15 protein-coding genes and 2 pseudogenes are annotated in these 20,176 nt (G+C 62.6%); 12 read left to right on the top strand and 5 right to left on the bottom strand.

Annotated features, from left to right (window positions below; translation table 11 throughout):
• Positions 1-52: 52 nt before the first annotated feature.
• Together GTP69_RS17230 and GTP69_RS31935 are read left to right on the top strand one after the other, a co-directional pair.
• Positions 53-835, top strand: a pseudogene (locus tag GTP69_RS17230) (choice-of-anchor A family protein); the annotation flags it as partial.
• Between the two features lie 48 nt (positions 836-883).
• Positions 884-991 (top strand): annotated as a pseudogene (locus GTP69_RS31935) (FxDxF family PEP-CTERM protein); the annotation flags it as partial.
• Here the strand turns inward: GTP69_RS31935 and GTP69_RS17225 are convergent.
• Both GTP69_RS17225 and GTP69_RS17220 read right to left on the bottom strand, forming a co-directional pair.
• Positions 948-1,610, bottom strand: a complete 663-nt coding sequence (locus GTP69_RS17225; RefSeq protein ID WP_161048711.1) for a TetR/AcrR family transcriptional regulator — start codon at positions 1,608-1,610, stop codon at positions 948-950. The pseudogene GTP69_RS31935 and the gene GTP69_RS17225 sit on opposite strands and share 44 nt — an antisense overlap.
• Positions 1,598-3,058: an aminotransferase-like domain-containing protein gene (locus GTP69_RS17220; protein WP_161056016.1), complete on the bottom strand. Its 1,461-nt coding sequence runs from the start codon at positions 3,056-3,058 to the stop codon at positions 1,598-1,600. Before GTP69_RS17220 ends, GTP69_RS17225 begins: the two co-directional genes overlap by 13 nt.
• 190 nt (positions 3,059-3,248) lie before the next feature.
• On the opposite strand from GTP69_RS17220, the gene aptA reads away from it, so the two are divergent.
• From aptA to GTP69_RS17175, 9 genes are read left to right on the top strand one after another with little or no spacing between them, the layout of a single operon-like run.
• Positions 3,249-4,565 (top strand): omega-aminotransferase AptA, encoded by a 1,317-nt coding sequence (gene aptA / locus GTP69_RS17215; RefSeq protein ID WP_161056015.1) that lies wholly within the window; start codon positions 3,249-3,251, stop codon positions 4,563-4,565.
• An 11-nt stretch (positions 4,566-4,576) separates the two neighbouring features.
• Positions 4,577-5,692 carry an alanine dehydrogenase gene (ald, locus tag GTP69_RS17210; protein WP_161056014.1) on the top strand — a complete coding sequence of 372 codons (1,116 nt, stop codon included), beginning with the start codon at positions 4,577-4,579 and terminating at the stop codon, positions 5,690-5,692.
• Between the two features lie 22 nt (positions 5,693-5,714).
• Complete coding sequence (locus tag GTP69_RS17205) at positions 5,715-7,208, top strand: CoA-acylating methylmalonate-semialdehyde dehydrogenase (protein WP_161043643.1); 1,494 nt, start codon at positions 5,715-5,717, stop codon at positions 7,206-7,208.
• 16 nt (positions 7,209-7,224) lie between these two features.
• Positions 7,225-8,595: an NAD(P)-dependent oxidoreductase gene (locus tag GTP69_RS17200; RefSeq protein WP_161056013.1), complete on the top strand. Its 1,371-nt coding sequence runs from the start codon at positions 7,225-7,227 to the stop codon at positions 8,593-8,595.
• On the top strand, positions 8,595-9,890 hold the full coding sequence (gene preA, locus GTP69_RS17195; RefSeq protein ID WP_161056012.1) for an NAD-dependent dihydropyrimidine dehydrogenase subunit PreA: 1,296 nt from the start codon (positions 8,595-8,597) through the stop codon (positions 9,888-9,890). The genes GTP69_RS17200 and preA overlap by 1 nt, the downstream gene beginning before the upstream one ends.
• Before the next feature lie 50 nt (positions 9,891-9,940).
• Complete coding sequence (locus GTP69_RS17190) at positions 9,941-11,425, top strand: NCS1 family nucleobase:cation symporter-1 (protein WP_161056011.1); 1,485 nt, start codon at positions 9,941-9,943, stop codon at positions 11,423-11,425.
• Between the two features lie 11 nt (positions 11,426-11,436).
• Positions 11,437-12,837, top strand: coding sequence for a dihydropyrimidinase (gene hydA / locus GTP69_RS17185; protein WP_161056010.1), 1,401 nt, complete (start codon positions 11,437-11,439; stop codon positions 12,835-12,837).
• Positions 12,838-12,847: 10 nt separating this feature from the next.
• Positions 12,848-14,074: a Zn-dependent hydrolase gene (locus tag GTP69_RS17180; protein ID WP_161056009.1), complete on the top strand. Its 1,227-nt coding sequence runs from the start codon at positions 12,848-12,850 to the stop codon at positions 14,072-14,074.
• A gap of 32 nt (positions 14,075-14,106) precedes the next feature.
• Positions 14,107-15,486: a tetratricopeptide repeat-containing glycosyltransferase family protein gene (locus tag GTP69_RS17175; RefSeq protein ID WP_161056008.1), complete on the top strand. Its 1,380-nt coding sequence runs from the start codon at positions 14,107-14,109 to the stop codon at positions 15,484-15,486.
• On the opposite strand, the gene GTP69_RS17170 is transcribed toward GTP69_RS17175, so the two are convergent.
• Positions 15,449-16,342, bottom strand: a complete 894-nt coding sequence (locus GTP69_RS17170) for an SDR family oxidoreductase (RefSeq protein ID WP_161056007.1) — start codon at positions 16,340-16,342, stop codon at positions 15,449-15,451. The two genes, GTP69_RS17175 and GTP69_RS17170, sit on opposite strands and share 38 nt — an antisense overlap.
• Before the next feature lie 96 nt (positions 16,343-16,438).
• Between GTP69_RS17170 and GTP69_RS17165 the strand changes: the two genes are divergently transcribed.
• The gene (locus GTP69_RS17165) at positions 16,439-17,353 is read left to right on the top strand and encodes an AraC family transcriptional regulator (protein ID WP_110847177.1); all 915 of its coding nucleotides are present in this window, start codon (positions 16,439-16,441) and stop codon (positions 17,351-17,353) included.
• On the opposite strand, the gene GTP69_RS17160 is transcribed toward GTP69_RS17165, so the two are convergent.
• On the bottom strand, positions 17,350-19,098 hold the full coding sequence (locus GTP69_RS17160) for an allantoate amidohydrolase (protein WP_161056128.1): 1,749 nt from the start codon (positions 19,096-19,098) through the stop codon (positions 17,350-17,352). The two genes, GTP69_RS17165 and GTP69_RS17160, sit on opposite strands and share 4 nt — an antisense overlap.
• Before the next feature lie 71 nt (positions 19,099-19,169).
• Complete coding sequence (locus tag GTP69_RS17155) at positions 19,170-20,108, bottom strand: LysR family transcriptional regulator (RefSeq protein ID WP_161048722.1); 939 nt, start codon at positions 20,106-20,108, stop codon at positions 19,170-19,172.
• Positions 20,109-20,176: the final 68 nt, after the last annotated feature.

Genomic DNA, 20,176 nt, shown 5'->3' with positions numbered 1-20,176 from the left:
ACGTAAAATATGATATCCTTAAGGTAATTATTATTACCTAAGTGAAATCACCATGATGAAATCCGCTGTTACCGCTGTGGCATTGGCGATCGCATCCCTGGGCAGCGCGCAAGCTGCCGTACTGAATCTGAACGCGTATCTGGGCAACGCCAATGTTTTCTCTTTTACCAATTTTAGCGCGCCATCGGCCGACGTCGAGGGCGCGATTCTGGCCGGCGGCAATGTGTCGCTGACTTCGTATACCGTCAACAAGAATAACCAGGACGCCTATGGCCAGTACGCGATGGTCGTGGGTGGCAGCCTGACTTTTGGCAACGGCAACATCCACAACGGCAACGTCTATGTGAGTGGCGATGTGACCTATCCGTCCTACAATGTGTTGGACAAGGGCTATACCACCGTCAAGGGCACCGCGCCGGTTAACCTGAGCAACTTGGCCTCCGGTCTGGTTAAGACATCGGCCGAGCTGGCAGCCATCAGCGCGACCGCGAACACCAAGCAGGTCAACAGCCAGATCTTCTTGACCGGCACCAAAAGTGGTGTGGATGTGGTGACCGTGAGTGCCGCGCAGATGAATTCGGCCACTGAATTTGTGCTGAGTAACTTCGCCACCGACGCCACCATCATCGTCAACGTAGTCGGCAAAACCGCTACCATCCAGGGCGGCTACAAACAGTTCGACGCGTACAACGTGCTGTTCAACTTTGTTGACGCCACCACGCTGAACATCGGCACCGGCGCCAACATCAGCATCCTGGCGCCGACCGCTTCGGTGAAAGACGGCTCCGGCGTCATCGATGGTAACGTCGTGGTCAAGTCGTGGAGTTCGGGCGTGCAGATCAACTCGACCAACGCCTTCGTGTCCACCAACGTGGCGGGCCTGGTGACGGCGATTCCCGAGCCGGAAACCTATGCCATGCTGCTGGGCGGCCTGGGCCTGATGGGCTTTATGGCGCGCCGTCGCCAGAAGGCTGCTGCGCCGGCACGCTGATCGCCGCCAGCACCATATCGACGATGACCTTCTCGGCATCGTCGAAATCTTTTTTGGTCAGCTGTTTGCGGTTGAGCACCAGCGCCATCTGGGCCGAGAAGTCGGCATAGGACTGCGTCATCGCCCAGATCGCAAACAGCAGATGGGTCGCGTTCAGCGGCGCCATTTTACCCTCGCTGATCCAGCGTTCAAACACCTCGATATCCTTGCGCACCAGCGGCACCACGCGGTTCTGTATCTGGCCGCCGTATAGCGGCGCGCCGCTGATCACTTCCATCGCGTAGACGCGCGACGCCCATGGATTCTCGCGCGAGAATTTCAGCTTGGCCTGGACGTAGGTGCGCAGCACTTCGCGCGGCTCCTGGTCGGCGGCGGCCAGGCTTTCCATGCGCGCCAGCCAATCGTCCAACACTTCGTCCAGCACGCGCTGGTAGAGCGACTGCTTGGTGGGGAAGTAGTACATCAGGTTCTGCTTCGACAGGCCGGCGTTCTCCGCCACCGTGGCGATCGAGGTGCCTTCGTAGCCGCATTCGGCAAACACGCGCACCGCTTCGGCGGTGATCTCGGCTTCCAGCTTGTCGCGGTTGAGCAGGCGACGGTTGATTTTTACTGTCGGCATATCAGTCTCAGGAAGTTGAGCAGTTGCGGGTGATCGGCATACGCCACGTTGAAGCGGAACCAGATCGCCTCTGGTGCGCGCAGCATGAAGAAGTCGCACGGCGACAGCAGGATGCCGTGCTTGAGCGCGAGGTCGGCGATGAATTTGCCGTTCCATGCGGGCGAGGGCGCATCGTGCCAGCCGGCGCTGACGAACATGCCGCCGCGCGGCCGCGCCAGCAAGGTCATGCCGACGTCGCGCAGGCTGGCCATGGCGCGTTCGCGGCCGGCGTCCAGCTGCGTCACCAGCTTGTCCACCATGCGCTTGTAGGGGCGGGCGGTGATGGCGTGGTAGACGGCGCGTTCGTTGATCTCGGAGGTGGTGAGGCCGGTCAGCATCTTTACTCGCAGCAGTTCGGGAATCAGCGACGATGAAGCGCTGATCGAGCCGACCCGCAGCACCGGCGACAGCGTCTTGGAAAAGCTGCCGACGCGGATCACGCGCCGCAAGCCGTCCATCGCCGCCAGCGAGGCTTCGCCGCGCGGCGCCAGTTCGCGGTAAATATCGTCCTCCACCAGCCAGAAGTCGAACTGCTCGGCCAAGGCCAGCAGCCGATGTGCCTGTGCCGCGCTCAGCGAGGTGCCCAGCGGGTTTTGCAGCACCGTGTTGACGAACATGAGCTTGGGCTGCGTCAGCGCCGCCTGCTGCGCCAGCAGGTCCAGATCCAGCCCGTTTTCGCCGCGCGGAATGCCGACCGCGATGCAGCCATGGTGGCGAATTAACGACAGCAGATTGCTGTAGCCGGGATCTTCGACCAGCACCGTGTCGCCCGGCTTGGTCAGCGTGCGCAGGATCAGGTCGAAGGCGTGGGTGGCGCCATGCGTCAGCAGTATTTGTTCGGCTTCGACCGGGAACAATTCGTCGCCCAGCGTGGCCGCCATGTGCTGGCGCAGCGTGGGGAAACCGAGCGGGTGGCCGTAGCCGCGCAGGCGATTGGCCGGAATCTTCATGGCCTGGCGCACGGCGTCGAGGATGGTGTCTTCGCCATACCACTCGGGCGGCAGCCAGCCGGCGCCCACCGGAAGCGCTTCCGAGACGCCGGAATACAGTTCGGGCGTGAGGGCGTCGATGGCCAGCGGCGCGGCGCTGGGAGCAGCCTGCAGCAGCGTGGCCGGCACGTCCTGGCGGGCCACAAAATAGCCGGAACCGCGCCGCGACGACAGCAGGCCGAGCGTCACAAGGCGATCGTAGGACTCGACAACTGTAAAGGTGCTAACGCCATTACACTTGGCAAACTGCCGCACCGACGGCATCTTAGTTCCTACGCGCAACTCCCGGCTGCCGACCATGGTGCTGATGGCGGCCACGATCTGCTCCACCAGGCTGTCTTTATGCCGGCGTTCGATGGCGACGCAGGGCCAGCTTGCCGGCCCGCCGGTTTGATCGATGACAGCACTTGCCTCTTCCATCCTTGACTCCACGCAGCGAAAGTGAAACTGTAGTGTTTTTGTTGCCAGTACGGTTGGACAGTTTGATGAATTGTGTATCTGTGCCATAGTTGTTGCGCTGTCTATTATTGCATCATCATTTTGCCAACTGGTAAATTTTTTTACGGTCTGTCAAAAAAATCCGAAAGCAGTTGTTTCATAGGAGATGTGCATGAACGAGTCTCGACCAGTATCGATGGAATCCTTCTGGATGCCATTTACGAACAACCGCGATTTCAAGGCGCATCCGCGCCTGCTGGTATCGGCGGAAGGCATGTACTACAAGGACGTGGACGGCCGCAGCATCCTGGACGGCGCCGCCGGCCTGTGGTGCGTGCCGTGCGGCCACGCGCAGCCGAAGATCGTCGCCGCCGTGCGCGAGATGGTGGGCCAGCTGGATTTCGCGCCGACCTTCCAGATGGGCCACCCGGCCGCCTTCGACCTGGCGGAAGCGCTGATGGAATACACCAACCATCGCTTCGGCCACGTTTTCTACACCAACTCCGGTTCCGAGGCGGTGGACACGGCGCTGAAGATCGCGCTGGCGTATCACAAGGCGCGCGGTGAAGCCAGCCGCACGCGCTTCATCGGCCGCGAACGCGGTTACCACGGCGTCGGCTTCGGCGGCATTTCGGTGGGCGGCATCGCCGGCAACCGCAAGCCGTATGGCGTGATGCTGCCGGGCGTCGATCATCTGCCGCACACCCACAATCTTGAGAAGAACGCCTACACGCGCGGCGAACCGGAACATGGCGCCAACCTGGCCGATGAACTGGAACGCATCGTTACGCTGCACGATGCCTCGACCATCGCTGCGGTGATCGTCGAGCCGGTGGCTGGATCGACCGGGGTGCTGATTCCGCCTAAGGGTTATCTGAAGCGCTTGCGCGAGCTGTGCACCAAGCACGGCATTCTGCTGATCTTCGATGAAGTGATTACGGGCTTCGGCCGTTTGACCACGCCGTTCGCCGCCGACTACTTCGACGTCGAGCCGGACCTGATGACCACTGCGAAGGGCCTGACCAACGGCACCATTCCAATGGGTGCGGTGTTCAGCAAAAAGCATATCCACGATGCCTTCATGGACGCGCCGGCCGGCATTGAGCTGTTCCACGGTTATACCTACTCGGGCCACCCGGTGGCTTGCGCCGCTTCGCTGGCGACGCTGGAAGTGTTCAAGGAACAGAAGATCCTCGAGCACGCGGCCGGCATGGCCGAATACTGGGCCGACGCGGTGCATTCGCTGAAAGGACTGCCGCACGTAATCGATATCCGCACCATTGGCCTGATCGCCGGCATCGAGCTGGCGCCGATTGCGGGCAAGCCGGGTGCGCGCGCATTCGCCGCCTTCAAGCAGGCGTTCGAGGACGGCATCCTGATTCGCGTTACCGGCGACGTCATCGCCTTGTCGCCACCGCTGGTGCTGGAGAAAAAACACATCGACGAATTGTTCGGAAAGCTGAGGGAAGTACTTAAAAACCTGGACTGAGGAGAAACACCATGCTGGTCGGCGTCCCAAAAGAGATTAAGAACCAGGAGTCCCGCGTTGGCCTTACCCCGGCCAGCGTCAAGGAACTCATTTTGCGTGGTCATCAAGTATTGGTACAACAAAACGCCGGCGCGGCCATCGGCCTGACGGATGCGATGTATGAAGCATCCGGCGCCACCATCATCGCTGATGCGGAGGAGATTTTTGCGCGCGCCGAGATGATCGTCAAAGTGAAGGAACCGCAAGTGCAGGAATGCGCGATGCTGCGCGAAGGGCAGATCCTGTACACCTATCTGCACCTGGCGCCGGACCCGGAGCAGACCAGGGCTCTTGTGGCGTCGGGCGCCGTCTGCATCGCATACGAAACCATCACCGGCCCGAATGGCGGCTTGCCGTTGCTGGCGCCGATGAGCGAAGTGGCGGGGCGTATGTCGATCCAGGCCGGCGCCGCGCATCTGGAGAAGTCCAAGGGCGGCATGGGTTTGCTGCTGGGCGGCGTGCCGGGCGTGGCGCCGGGCCATATCGCCATCATCGGCGCCGGCGTGGTCGGCACCAATGCCTTGCAGATGGCGGTCGGCATCGGCGCGCGCGTGACCATCCTCGATAAAAACGTGGACCGCCTGCGCCAGCTGGACCTCGTGTACGGCAACCGCGTCGCCACCATGTATTCCAACGCGCACTCGATTGAGGAAGCGGTGCTGGATGCAGACCTGGTGATCGGCGGCGTGTTGGTGCCGGGAGCGGCGGCGCCCAAGCTGGTCACCAAGTCCATGATCGCGCGCATGAAGCAGGGCGCGGTGGTGGTGGACGTGGCGATCGACCAGGGCGGCTGTTTTGAAACGTCGCACGCCACCACGCACGAGCAACCGACGTATGTGGTGGACGGCGTGGTGCACTACTGCGTGGCGAACATGCCCGGCGCAGTGGCGCGCACCTCGACCTTCGCATTGAACAACGCAACGATAGGCCATGCGGTAGCGCTGGCCGACAAGGGTTGGCAGAAAGCGCTGAAAGCCAATCCGCATTTGAAGAATGGTTTGAATGTCTGCCAGGGCAAGGTCACTTATGAAGCGGTGGCGCACGGCCTTGGTTATCACTACGTAGACGCGGACAGCCTCTTAGGTTAAGCCGCACACTTGAAAGAGCATCATGGATACCATCACCCATTTCATCAACGGCGTTACCGTCGATACGCAAAGCGGCCGCCATGCAGACGTGTTCAATCCCGCTTTGGGCGAACCGGTAGCCAGGGTGGCGCTGGGCACGGCGGAAGAAGTTGACGCCGCCGTGCGCGCCGCCGAGCAGGCATTTCCTTCGTGGTCCGCCACGCCGCCGCTGACCCGCGCGCGCGTGCTGTTCAAGTATCTGCAACTGTGCCAGCAGCATGTGGACGAATTCGCGGCGATGATCACGCGCGAGCATGGCAAGACCTTTGAGGATGCTAAGGGTGAAGTGGCGCGCGGTATCGAGATGGTGGAGTTTGCGGTCGGCATTCCGCAAATGCTGAAGGGCGAATTCACCGATCAGATTTCGCGCGGCATCGATGCGTGGTCGATGCGCCAGGCGCTGGGCGTAGTGGCGGGCATTACCCCGTTTAACTTCCCGGTGATGGTGCCGATGTGGATGTTCCCTGTGGCGCTGGCTTGCGGGAACACGTTTATTCTCAAGCCTTCCGAGCGCGATCCGTCGGCGTCGCTGCTGCATGCGCGTTTGCTGAAGGAAGCCGGTTTGCCGGACGGCGTATTCAATGTGGTGCAGGGCGATAAGGTGACGGTCGATGCGCTGCTCGATCATCCGGTGGTGCAGGCGATCAGCTTTGTCGGCTCGACGCCGATTGCGGAATACATCTACTCGCGCGGCTGCGCTGCGGGCAAGCGCGTGCAGGCTTTGGGCGGCGCCAAGAATCATATGGTGGTGATGCCGGATGCGGATATGGAGATGACGGTGGATGCACTGATGGGCGCCGCCTTCGGTTCGGCCGGTGAGCGCTGCATGGCGATTTCGGTCGTTGTCGCCGTTGGCGATGCGGGCGACAAGATTGTCGATGCACTGGCAAAGCGCACCGCTGCACTGAAAGTGCGCGACGGCATGGCGTCGGATGCCGAAATGGGGCCGGTGGTCAGCAGCGCAGCCAAGCAGCGTATAGAGCGCTTGATTGGCGAGGGCGTTGAGCAGGGTGCAAAATTGGTGGTCGATGGACGCGATCACAAGGTGGTCGGACGCGAGAACGGCTTCTTCATCGGTGGCACCTTGTTCGATCACGTCACGCCGGATATGACGATTTACAAGGAAGAGATTTTCGGCCCGGTGCTGTGCATGCTGCGCGCGCCGGATGTGGGCACGGCGGTAGAGCTGATCAACCGCAATGAGTATGGCAACGGCGTGGCGATCTACACGCGCGACGGCGGCGTGGCGCGCGAATTCGTGCGGCAGATTCAGGTCGGCATGGTGGGCGTGAATGTACCGCTGCCAGTGCCGATGGCGTTCAATAGTTTCGGCGGCTGGAAGCGCAGTCTGTTTGGCGATCATCATGCATACGGTCCGGAAGGCGTGCGCTTCTACACGCGCCACAAAGCGGTGATGCAGCGCTGGCCCAATACCGCCAGCGCTGGCGCGGAATTTGCATTCCCACAGATGAAATAATCAAACAGGAACCATCATGATTCTCGAATCGATTAGCTATCTGCCGACATCGAAGGAAGCCAATGAATCATTGGCTAAACACTTCACCGACCTGGCTCCGGCATTGACTGCGCGGCAGGCTGCGATTGAAGCATCGCGCTGCCTGTATTGCTACGATGCGCCATGCACGCGCATCTGCCCATCGGAGATCGATGTCGCCAGTTTTATCCGTAACATCCACGACGAGAATATCAACGGCGCCGCCGTCGGCATCCTCAAACAGAACATCCTCGGCGGCAGCTGCTCGCGCGTCTGCCCGACCGAAATCCTGTGCGAAGACGCCTGCGTGCGCAATCACGATGCGGAAGGGCAGCCGGTGAAAATCGGCCTGCTGCAACGCTACGCCATCGACAATATGCAATTGGAAGAGCATCCGTTCAAGCGCTTCGCCGCCACCGGCAAGAAGATCGCCGTGGTGGGTGCTGGCCCTGCCGGCTTGTCGTGCGCGCACCGGCTGGCGATGCTGGGCAATGATGTGGTGATTTATGAGGCACGCGAAAAATCCGGCGGCCTCAATGAATACGGCATCGCCAAGTACAAGCTGACCGATAACTTCGCGCAGAAGGAAGTCGATTTCCTGTTGGAGATCGGCGGCATCACCATCAAGCATGGGCAGGCGCTGGGCGTCAACGTGCAGCTGCGTGATCTGCATGCCAGTTACGATGCGGTGTTCCTCGGCCTGGGCCTCGGCGCCAGCAAGCAAATGGGGCTGACCGGCGAGGACGCGCCTGGGCTGCTGGCTGCGGTCGATTACATCGCGGAGCTGCGCCAGTCCGATGATCTGGCCAAGCTGCCGGTGCCATCGCGCGCCATCGTTATCGGCGCTGGTAACACGGCCATCGATATGGCGGTGCAGATTCAACGCCTCGGCGCTGATGAAGTGACGCTGGTTTATCGTCGCGGCTTTGAGGCGATGAGCGCCACCGAGCACGAACAGCACATCGCCAAAGAGAATCAAGTCCGCATGCGCACGTGGGCACAGCCGCAGCAGGTGCTACTGGACGATGCTGGCCGCGTGCGCGGCATGCGCTTCGAGAAAACGGCGGTAGTCAACGGCCGCTTGTCCGGCACCGGCGAGACGTTTGAGATTGCGGCAGACGCCATCTTCAAGGCCATCGGCCAGAGCATGGACGAAGCCAGCATCAGCGATCCGCTGGCGAAAACGCTGAAGCGCGACGGCGACAAGATTTATGTCGATGATCACTTCCGCACCGTCCTGCCGGGCATCTACGCCGGCGGCGACTGCGTGGCGCCGGGGCAGGATCTGACGGTGCAGGCGGTCCAACACGGCAAGCTGGCGGCGCACGCCATCCATCAAGACATCAACGGTTTAAAAGAGGCTGCATAATGGCTGACCTGAGCATAGAATTCTGCGGCATCAAGTCCATCAATCCGTTCTGGCTGGCCTCCGCGCCGCCAACGGACAAGGCCTACAACGTGGTGCGCGCATTTGAAGCGGGATGGGGCGGCGTGGTGTGGAAGACGCTGGGTGAAGATCCGGCCGCGGTCAACGTGTCGTCGCGCTACTCGGCGCATTACGGCAAGAACCGCGAAGTCCTCGGTTTCAATAACATCGAGCTGATTACCGATCGTTCGCTGGCGCTGAACCTGGAAGAGATTACGCAGGTCAAGAAGGACTGGCCGGACCGCGTGATCATCGTGTCGCTGATGCTGCCTTGCGAGGAACGTCTGTGGGCCGACATCCTGCCGCTGGTGGAAGCTACCGGCGCCGATGGCATCGAGCTGAATTTCGGCTGCCCGCACGGCATGCCGGAACGCGGCATGGGTGCAGCGGTGGGGCAGGTGCCGGAATACGTGGAGATGGTCACGCGCTGGTGCAAGCAAAATACCAGGCTGCCGGTGATCGTCAAGCTGACGCCGAATATCACCGACGTGCGGGCGCCGGCGCGCGCCGCCAAGGCAGGTGGCGCCGATGCGGTTTCGCTGATCAACACGATCAACTCGATTACGCATCTGGACCTGGATCAGATGGTGGCGTTTCCGATTGTCGGCGGCGCCAGCACGCACGGCGGCTACTGCGGTTCTGCGGTGAAGCCGATTGCGCTGAATATGGTGGCCGAGATTGCGCGCGATCCGCAGACGGCGGGCTTGCCGATTTCCGGCATCGGCGGCATCGGCAACTGGCGCGATGCGGCGGAGTTCATCGCGCTGGGTTCGGGCTGCGTGCAGGTGTGCACGGCGGCGATGCTGCACGGCTTCCGCATCGTTGAAGAGATGAAGGATGGCTTGTCGCGCTGGATGGATCAGAAGGGCTACAAGAGCGTCGCCGAATTCGTCGGCAAGGCGGTGCCCAACACCACCGACTGGAAATACCTGAACATGAATTATCAGGTGATTGCGCAGATCAATCAGGACGATTGCATCAAATGCGGCCGCTGTTACGTGGCGTGCGAAGATACGTCGCACCAGTCGATCAATCAGCTGATCGATGCCGCCACCGGCACGCGCACATATGAAGTGAACAAAGAGGAGTGCGTTGGGTGTAATCTGTGCGAGATCACCTGTCCGGTGCAGGGTTGCATCACGATGGTGCCGCAGGATACCGGCAAGCCATACATGAACTGGACGCAGGACCCCCGCAATCCGCGCGGGGAGAACATCAAGGTGGAGCAAGCCGCATAGGTACGGAACTTGCAGTGTTGAAGCGATAACTCAACCCTTTGGAGAACGCATTGAGCACAGAACCATCTGGCAGCACGCAACTCTGGAACGAAGACCTCGCGCCGACCACGGCGGCACAGCGTACCTGGCGCTGGTATCACTTCTCGGCGCTGTGGGTTGGCATGGTGATGTGCATTCCGGCGTACACCTTGTCCGCCAGTTTGATCGAAGGCGGCATGTCGGGATACCAGGCGGTGCTGACGGTGTTCCTGGCCAATGCCATCGTGCTGCTGCCGATGCTGCTGATCGGCCACGCCGGCACCAAGTACGGCATTCCGTATGCGGTGCTGGCGCGGGCGTCGTTCGGCACTTCGGGCGCAAAGCTGCCGGCGCTGATGCGCGCCATCGTCGCTTGCGGATGGTATGGCATTCAAACCTGGTTCGGCGGCTCAATGATCTACACGCTGATCGGCGTGATGATGGGGGGGGAGGTCGGCGGTGCAAAGATCGCAGGCCTCGGCATCAACGGCAGCCAGCTGCTTTGCTTCCTGGCTTTCTGGGCCATCCAGTTCTACTACATCGTGCATGGCATGGAGTCGATCCGCAAGCTGGAGACTTACACCGCGCCGCTGAAGATCGCCATCTGCTTCGTGTTGCTTGGCTGGGTGCACAGCAAGGCCGGTGGCTTCGGCGACCTGCTGTCGGCGCCATCGCAGTTTGTCGAAGGCGGCCAGAAGGCCGGCCAGTTCTGGACCACCTTCTGGCCTTCGCTGACGGCGATGGTGGGCTTCTGGGCCACGCTGGCGCTGAATATTCCCGACTTTACGCGCTTCGCCAAAACCCAGCGCGACCAGGTGATCGGCCAGACTGTGGGCCTACCGGTGCCTATGGGCCTGCTGGCGGCGATGGCGGTGATCGTGACCTCGGCCACGGTGGTCTTGTACGGCAAGGCGATCTGGGACCCGGTCGAACTGTCCAGCCGCATGACCGGTGTGGCGGTGCTGGTGGCGCTGGTGATCCTGCTGATCGATACCGTGTCGGTCAATCTGGCGGCCAATCTGGTTGGCCCGGCGTATGACTTCTCGGCGCTGGCGCCAAACAAGATCACCTACAAAACCGGCGGCTACATCACCGCCGCCATCGCCATCCTCATGATGCCGTGGAAGATACTCGAATCTACGCAAGGCTATGTGTTCACCTGGCTGATTGGCTACTCGGCGCTGCTCGGGCCTATCGCCGGTGTGCTGATCGTCGACTACTACATGGTGCGCAAGACGGAACTGAACGTCGGCGACCTGTATCGCGCAGATGGTCAATACTCGTATGGCAAGGGCTGGAATACGGCGGCGCTGGTGGCGTTTGTAATTGGCGTGCTGCCGAATATTCCTGGCTTCCTCAACGCGGCGTTTCCGGCGTCTTTTCCCGGCGTGTCGGAAACGTTTAAAACGATTTATACCTATGCATGGTTCGTTGGCATCGCCATTTCGGCCGTGGTGTATGGGGTTCTGATGAAAGGGAAGACCACGTCCGCAGTGCGGACGGCGGCCCACCCGTAAGGAGACGCTTTATGAAAACTATCATCCGTGGCGGAACTGTCGTCAACGCCGACCGTGCCTTTCGCGCCGATGTGCTGTGCCAGGGCGACAAGATCGTCGCCGTCGGCGAGAACCTGGAAGTACCGTCCGGCGCCAAGGTGATCGACGCCGGCGGCCAATATGTGATGCCGGGCGGGATCGACCCGCACACGCATATGAACCTGCCGTTTATGGGTACGGTGACGCAGGATGACTTCTACACCGGCACCGCCGCAGGGCTGGCCGGCGGCACCACCAGCATTATCGATTTCGTGATTCCGGCGCCGAAGCAAAACCTGATCGAGGCCTATCACCAGTGGCGCGAGTGGGCGAAGAAGTCGGCCGGCGACTACACCTTCCACGTGGCGATCACGTGGTGGGACGAGACGGTACACCGTGACATGGAAATCCTGGTGCGGGACCATGGCGTCAACAGCTTCAAGCACTTCATGGCTTACAAGAACGCCATCATGGCCGACGACGAAACGCTGGTGAAGAGCTTCCGCCGCTGCCTGGAGCTGGGCGCGATGCCGACCGTGCATGCGGAGAACGGTGAGCTGGTGTACCAGCTGCAGCAGGATCTGATCAAGCGTGGTCTGACCGGGCCAAGTTCGCATCCGCTGTCGCGGCCTCCGGAAGTGGAGGCGGAAGCGGCCAACCGCGCGATCGCGATTGCGAACGTGATGAATACGCCGGTCTACATCGTGCACGTGTCGTGCGCCGAATCGCTGGAGGCCATCACCCGCGCTCGCGCGCATGGGCAGCGCGTGTATGGCGAGGCGCTGGCCGGCCATCTGGTGATCGACGACAGCGTGTACCAGAGCGATGACCTGGAATTCGCGGCGGGCCACGTGATGAGTCCTCCGTTCCGCAGCAAGCATCATCAGGCGGCCTTGTGGCAAGGGCTGCGCGGCGGAAACCTGCATACCACGGCGACCGATCACTGCACCTTTTGCGCCGAGCAGAAGGCGATGGGCAAGGATGACTTCACGAAGATCCCGAACGGTTGCGGCGGCGTGGAAGACCGCATGTCGGTGGTGTGGGATGCGGGCGTCAACAGCGGCATGCTGACGCCATCTGAATTCGTCAAGATCACGTCGACCAATACGGCGCAGATCTTCAATATCTATCCGCGCAAGGGCGTGATTGCGCCGGGCGCGGATGCGGACGTGGTGGTGTGGGACCCAGAGGGCACGCGCACCATTTCTGCATTGACGCAATTCGCCAGGGGCGGCTTCAATGTGTTTGAAGGCCGCACTGTACGAGGAATCCCCAGCACCACGCTGTCTGCCGGTAACGTCGTGTTCCATCGCGGCGTGCTGATGGCGGTGGAGGGCGCGGGCCGCTATATCAATCGTCCGGCGTTCAAGGCGACGTCGGCACGCCAAGGTTAAGGAGCAGCACATGAAGATTAATGGTGACCGCCTGTGGGCATCGCTGATGGAACTGGCGAAAATCGGTGCAACGGAAAAGGGCGGCGTCAAGCGCCTGGCGTTGACGGATCTGGACAAGCAGGGCCGCGACCTGGTGGTCGGCTGGGCCAAGGAGGCGGGCCTGTCGATTACGATCGACCAGATCGGCAACGTCTTCATGCGCCGCGACGGCACCAACAATGCGCTGCCGCCGGTGATGACCGGCAGCCATATCGACACCCAGCCGACCGGCGGTAAATTCGATGGCAACTACGGCGTGCTGGCCGGGCTGGAAGTGGTGCGCACGCTGAACGATTTGAAGATCAAGACCGAGGCGCCGATTGAAGTCGCTTTCTGGACCAATGAGGAAGGCTCGCGTTTCGTGCCCGTGATGATGGGTTCCGGCGTGTTCTGCGGCGCGTTTTCGCTGGAGACGGCTTATGCGGCGAAGGACGTCGATGGCAAGACCGTCGGCGATGAGCTGGAACGCATCGGCTACAAGGGGCCGCAGGTGCCGGGAGATCATCCTATCGGCGCTTACTTTGAAACGCACATCGAGCAAGGCCCGGTGCTGGAAGATGCCGACAAGGTGATCGGCGTGGTACCGGCGGTGATGGGGCTTTCGTGGTATGACTGCGTGGTCACCGGCATGGAAGCCCACGCCGGTCCAACGCCGATGGGACTGCGCAAGGATGCGCTGCAAGTGTCCACGAAGATCATGCAGGAAGTGGTCGCCATCGCCAATCGCTACCCGCCATATGGCCGTGGCACGGTGGGCATGGTGCAGGTGTTCCCGAACAGCCGCAACGTGATTCCCGGCGAAGTCAAATTCAGCATCGACCTGCGCAACGTGAACGATGAGCTGCTGAACACCATGCATGAGGAAATGCTGGCTTTTATCGACAAGACCCGCAGCGAGTCGGGATTGAAGATTGAGATCGAGCGCGTGTCCTACTATCCGCCATGCCCGTTCCATCCGGAGTGCGTGGATGCGGTGCGCAACGCGACTGCGAAGTTGGGATATTCGACCATGGACGTGGTGTCCGGCGCCGGCCATGACGCCATCTACGCCGCGCGTCTGGCGCCGGCCGGCATGATCTTCGTGCCTTGCAAGGACGGCATCAGCCACAATGAAATCGAGGATGCGAAGGCGGAGCATCTGGAAGCCGGTTGCAATGTGCTGCTGCATGCGATGCTGGAGCGCGCCCGCATCGTTTGACCGGCGGCCGGGCTGAGGGCATACTGCGTCGCATGCACACCGACCCTCAGCAAGCCTATCTCGATGCCAATCACATGATGGCCGCCGGCGACTACGCCGGTGCTGAGGCTTGTTATCTGCAAGCGTTGGCGCTGCAACCTTGGCATGTGGCGGCGCGCGCCAATCTGGGGTATCTGAAGGAGCAGCAGGGCGCGGTGGCGGAAGCGGAGTTCCATTATCGTCAGGCGATTGGTTTGATCCCGGATCACGCGCAGCTGCATCAGAATCTGGGTGCGCTGCTGTTCAAGGAGAAGCGGCTGGCGGAGTCGGAAGCGGCGCTGCGGACGGCGGTGGAGTTGGCGCCGGATTCGCCGACGGCGTGGAGCCAGCTTGGCGCGGTGCTGGTGTGTACGCATCGAGAGCCGGAGGGCGAGGCTTGCTATCGGCAGGCGCTGGCGCTCGATCCGGAGCATGCGCGGGCGCAGTTCAATCTCAGTTACCTTCTGCTGCGGCAGGCGCGCTTTGAAGAAGGCTGGCGCATGCTGGAAGCGCGTTGGCAGTTCGATCATTTCCCGTTGTCGTTTGATTGTCCGTTCTGGAATGGCGAGCCGCTGGATGGCAAGTCCATTGTGATCGGGCTGGAGGCGGGGCATGGCGACATGATTCATTTCTGCCGCTATGCGCCCATGCTCAAGGCGCGCGGCGCGAAGCGGGTAGAGGTTGTGTGCCATCCGGGCTTGCAGCGCTTGTTCGCCACGCTGGCCGGAGTGGATCGCGTGCATGCGTTGGGCGAGGCGCTGCCCGGTGGCTGGGATTATTGGACGCGGCCGATGCGCTTGCCGGGATTGTTCGGCACGGAGATGGCCAGCATTCCTGCCGACGTGCCGTATCTGCACGCGGAGCCACAACTGGTCGCCCAATGGCGCGACGTGCTGCCGCAGCAAGGACTGCGCGTTGGCCTGGCATGGCGCGGCAACGCCAACTTTGAGAATGACGCGGACCGCTCGCTGCCATCATTGATGGCGCTTGCCCCGCTGGGGGCAGCATCTGGCGCTGTGCATTTCGTCAGCCTGCAAAAAGGTCCGGGCGAGGCGGAGGCGTTGACGCCGCCGGTCGGCATGTATGTGCATCCGCTGGCCTCGCGCTTGCAGGACTTTGCCGAGACGGCGGCACTGATCGCCAATCTCGATCTGGTGATCAGCGTGGACACGGCGGTGGCGCATCTGGCCGGCGCGTTGGGAAAGCCTTGCTGGCTGCTGCTGCCCGATTATCGTTGCGACTGGCGCTGGATGGCGGACCGCGACGATACGCCGTGGTATCCGTCCATGCGCCTGTTCCGCCAGCCGCGCGGTGGCGGCTGGACGCCGGTCATCGAGCAAGTGGCAGCGGCGCTGGTCAGCCTCGGAAGTAGTGCTGCGCCAGATCCTCTATAAGTCCCGGACCGGCAGGCTGCCAGCCCAGTTGCTCCCGAGTTTGGGCGCTGGACGCCGGACAGTCCGCGCCAAAGAAGCGGGCCAGGAAGCCGAAGTGCTCCGGCGCTTCTTCGGCCGACAGGCTGACGACCGGCACGCCAAGCCCCTTGCCGATCACCTCCGCAATCTCCCGCGTGGCGACGCCTTGCTCGCCGATGGCGTGATAGCGCACACCGGCCACGCCATGCTCCAACACCAGCCGATAAAGACGCGCCGCATCAAACCGATGCACGGCCGGCCAGCGGTTATTGCCCTCACCGATGTAAGCCGACACGCCTTTGGCGCGGGCGATGTCCACCAGTCGTGGCGCGAAGCCGTAATCGCCATCGCCATGCACCGACGGCGGCAGGCGCACCAGTGATGAGCGCACGCCGCGTGCAGCCAGCGCCAGTGTGAGCTGCTCGGACGCTGTGCGGTGCTGCGCCGGGCCGGCTGGATCAGGTGCGTCGTTTTCGGTGCCTACACGCCCATGTGGCAGCAGTGCGCTACCGGAGGTGGTGATCAACGGCTTGCCGCTGCCTGCCAGTGCTTCGCCCATGGCTTCAATCGCGAGGCGGTCGGTTTCGCCGGCAGCGTTGAAGTCCTTGAAGTCGTGAATGAAGGCGGTGTGGATTACGCCATCGCAAGCCCGCGCGCCGGCGGCCAGCGCGTCGAGGTCCGACAGGTCGCCGCGATGCACGGCGATGCCGCGCTGGCGCAACGTGTCGGCGCCGTCGTCGCTGCGCGCCAGTCCCAATACCTCATGGCCAGCGCCCAGCAGTTCCTGAATGACGGCCGAGCCTACCCAGCCCGTGGCGCCTGTGACGAATACTTTCATGTGCATCTCCCTGGTGTCGATGGCATGCATGATAGAAGATGCTTGCTGGACGATCAATGCTGTAGAATCCGTATTTTCTTTGCGATCGTCCGAATCATGGATCCCTTATCAGACGTACTCTCGCTGCTCAAGCCGCGCAGCTACATGGCAGGCGGCTTTGACGCCGGCGGCGACTGGTCGCTGCAATTCCAGAAACACGAGGGCATCAAATGCTACGCCGTGGTCTCCGGCCAATGCTGGCTGGCGGTGCAGGGCGTGGCTGAGCCGGTGCTGCTGAAGGCTGGCGAATGCTTTCTGCTGCCGCGCGGCCTGCCGTTCCGCCTGGCCAGCGATCTGTCGCTGCCGCCGCAGGATGCGCTGGAACTGCTGCGCCGGCGGCGGGAGGCCGGCGTGGGCGTCATCAATGGCGGCGGCGATTGCATGCTGGTCGGCGGCCACTTTGTGTTCAACGGCCGGCATACCAGCATCCTGCTGGAGGCGCTGCCGCCGATCTCGCACGTGCACAAGGAGTCGGACCGCGAGTCGCTACGCTGGTCGCTGGAGAAGCTGGTGCAGGAGTTGAAGGAGCGCCGGCCCGGCTGTGTGCTGATCGCGCAGCACATGGCGCACATGATGCTGGTGCAGGCCTTGCGGCTGGTGCTGGCGGAAGAAGAGAGCAATGGCGTCGGCTGGCTGTATGCGCTGGCCGATCCGCAGATCGGCGGCGCCATCGGCGCGCTGCACAGCGATCCGGCGCAGCGCTGGACCTTGGAGACGCTGGCGCAGCATGTCGGCATGTCGCGCTCCACGCTGGCGCTGAAGTTCAAGCAGACCGTGGGCGCGTCGCCGATGGAATACCTGACGCGCTGGCGCATGCTGCTGGCCGGCGACCGGCTGGTGCATTCCAGCCAGCCGGTGTCGGTGATTGCGCAGGCGCTGGGTTATGAGTCGGACAGCGCGTTCAGCACCGCCTTCAAGCGCGTGATGGGCTGTTCGCCGCGCCAGTACGTGCGCGATCAGGCGGCAGCTTAGTCGCGGTAGCTGCGCAGGAAGTCGAGCAGTACGCGGGCGGCGATGTCGGCGTCGTCGGCGGTCATGGTCTCCAGCGGATTGTGGCTGATGCCGCCGTTGCCGCAGCGCGTGAACAGCATGGCGACGTCGGTGATGGCGGCCATCGCCATCGCATCGTGGCCGGCGCCGGACAGCAGGTCGAAGCGTGGCAGGCCGGCGCGTTCGATGGCGTCGCCGAATTGCTGCATCAGGCGTGGCGCGCACGGCGCGGCGCTGGCGTTCAGCAGCGGTTGCAGCGTGAATTCAATCTGGCGGCGCGCGCAGATGGCGGCGATGCCGTCCATGACATCCTTGACTGCGGCCAGGCGCACGGCGTCGTCGGCAGCGCGGATGTCGAGCGACAGCTTGCAGGCGCCGGGGATGACGTTGACCGAGCCATTCGGCACCTGCAACTGGCCGACCGTGCCGACCAGCGACGGCGCTTGTGCGCAGCGCTGTTCGACCAGCAGCACGATTTCGGCGGCGGCAGCGGCGGCGTCCTTGCGCATGTTCATCGGCGTAGTGCCGGCGTGGCTGGCCAGGCCGGTGAGGTCGAGCAGGTAGCGCGAGCTGCCGGCGATGGCGGTGACCACGCCCAGCGCCAGGTCGCGCTCCAGCAGCACCGGGCCTTGTTCGATATGGACTTCCACAAAGCCGAGCAGGTCGGCCGGATTGCGGGCGATGGCCGGGATGCGCGCCACGTCGTGGCCGGCGGCCAGCAGCGCGTCGCGCATGCTGACGCCGTCGGTGTCGGTCTGGTCGAGCAGCGACAGGTCGAAGCGGCCGGTAATGGCGGTGCTGCCCAGGAAGGTGCTCTTGAAGCGCACGCCTTCTTCTTCCGCGAAGCCGATCACTTCCAGATTGAAGGGCAGCTTTTCGCCGCGCTGGTGCAGGTGGCGGACGATGGCGATCGGCAGCAGGATGCCGAGGCGGCCGTCGTACTTGCCGCCGTTGCGGACGGTGTCGTAGTGCGAACCGGTGATGAGTGTCCTGGCGTTGGGCGCGTCCGAGCGGTAGATGCCGGCGACGTTGCCGACGGCGTCGATGTGCGCGTCCATACCGGCTTCGCGCATCCAGTCCAGCAACTGGGCGGCGGTCTGGCGGTGGGCGGACGTCATGTAGGCACAGGTCAGCGCATTTTCATCATCGCTCCATGCGGCCAGGTCTTCGCTCCACTGCATGATGGCGGGGCCGAAGTCCAGCTGCACGGCCAGCAGGTCGTTGAGGCGGATCTCGGCGATGCGCTTGATCTGGCGAAGGCATTCGGCAATTTCGTCGGCGCGCTGGTTCTTCAGGCGGCGCGCGAAGGTGGCGATGACGCTCTGGCGGGTCAGCCCTTGTCCGGTCGGGCCTTTAACGGCCAGGATGAAGGGGAAGCCGAACTTGGCGTTGTAGTCGGCGTTCAGCTGGTGCAGCGTGGCGAATTCCTCGGCGCTGCACAGGTGCAGGCCGGACTTGGCTTGCTCGCTGGTCGATTCGGCCGTCAGCTGGCCGGCGATGGCGGCTTTGCCGGCCAGCTCCGGGTGGGCGCGGATCAGGCCCAGTTGCTCGTCCAGCGTGGCGGCGCTGACCACATCCTGCAAGGCCAGCTTCAAGGCGGTGACGTTGGCGAACGGACGGCGCGCGGCGGCGCGTTCCGGTATCCATGGCGAATGCTCGTAGATGCCGCGCAGGCGTTCGACGAAGGTGGCGCTGTCGCAGCTGTTCAGGTCTGGGAGTGTGGTCATCATGGCTCCATCATAACGCGCCAGTACCGCTGCGATATATGCGGTATGCGGTACGGTTTATATGACTGCGCTTACTTCTGCGTCAGCGCCTTGGCGGCCGCGCCAACCTGCTCGCGCAGCCATTTGTGTTCCGGCGCCTGGTGGACGCGCTCGTGCCACAGCTGATAGAAGCGCATCGGCGGGAACTGCACCGGCACGCTGTAGGTCTTCAGCGGCATCTGCTTTTCATAGTGGCGCACGAACTGGCTGCCGGTCGTTAGTACCAAATCGGTCTGCGCCAGCATGTTGGGGATCAGGCCGAAGTAGGCCGATTCCACTACCACGTTGCGTTGCAGGCCCTGGCGCTCCAGGTAGTCGTCGATGACGCCGACGTAGCCGGGCAGGATCTGGGTCGGCGCCACATGCGGCAGCGTGAGGTAGTCGTCCATCGACATCTTGTCGGCCGGCGTGCGCAGCGCGTACGGGCAGTCGGCGCGCATCACGCAGATGATCGGATCTTCGAACAGCTTGGACATATGCAGGTGTTCGGGCGGCTCGTCCCAGTTGGCGATGACCAGGTCCATGTCGCCGTCCGACAGCAGGCGCACATAGTCGGAGCCGGCGCCCAGGCTGTGGATCTTGATGCGGCTGTTGGGCGATCCGCGCCGCAGCAGCGCCACCAGGTTGGGCAGGAACTGGCTGTCCAGGTAGTCCGGCGCGGCCACGTGGAAGGTGCGCGCTTCTTCCTGTGGCACGAAAGGTGCCTTCTTGAGGAACAGGTTCTCGGTTTCATCGAGAATGCGCTTTGCTGGTGCAAGCAGGCTTTCACCATGCTGGGTCGGCACCATGCCGCGCGCGCCGCGCACCAAAAGGGGATCGCCGGTCAGCTCGCGCAGTTTGCGCAAGGACGCGGAGATGGAGGGCTGCGGTTGATTCAGTTTGAGGGCGACGCGGGAGACGTTTTTCTCGACCAGTAGCAGGTAGAGGATGCGGATCAGGTGAAGGTCCAGGTGTTGCGGCAAAGCGGACATGAGTTTGTTTCGTTTATACGGGAATGGATATGTTCAATATACTCTAATGTTCATGTAGCCGGAATCAA

This window comes from Duganella levis, assembly GCF_009857605.1.
Classification (GTDB): Bacteria; Pseudomonadota; Gammaproteobacteria; order Burkholderiales; family Burkholderiaceae_D; genus Rugamonas; species Rugamonas levis.
Note: the sequence above shows the minus strand (reverse complement) of the source record. Positions and strands in the feature narration are given on the sequence as shown.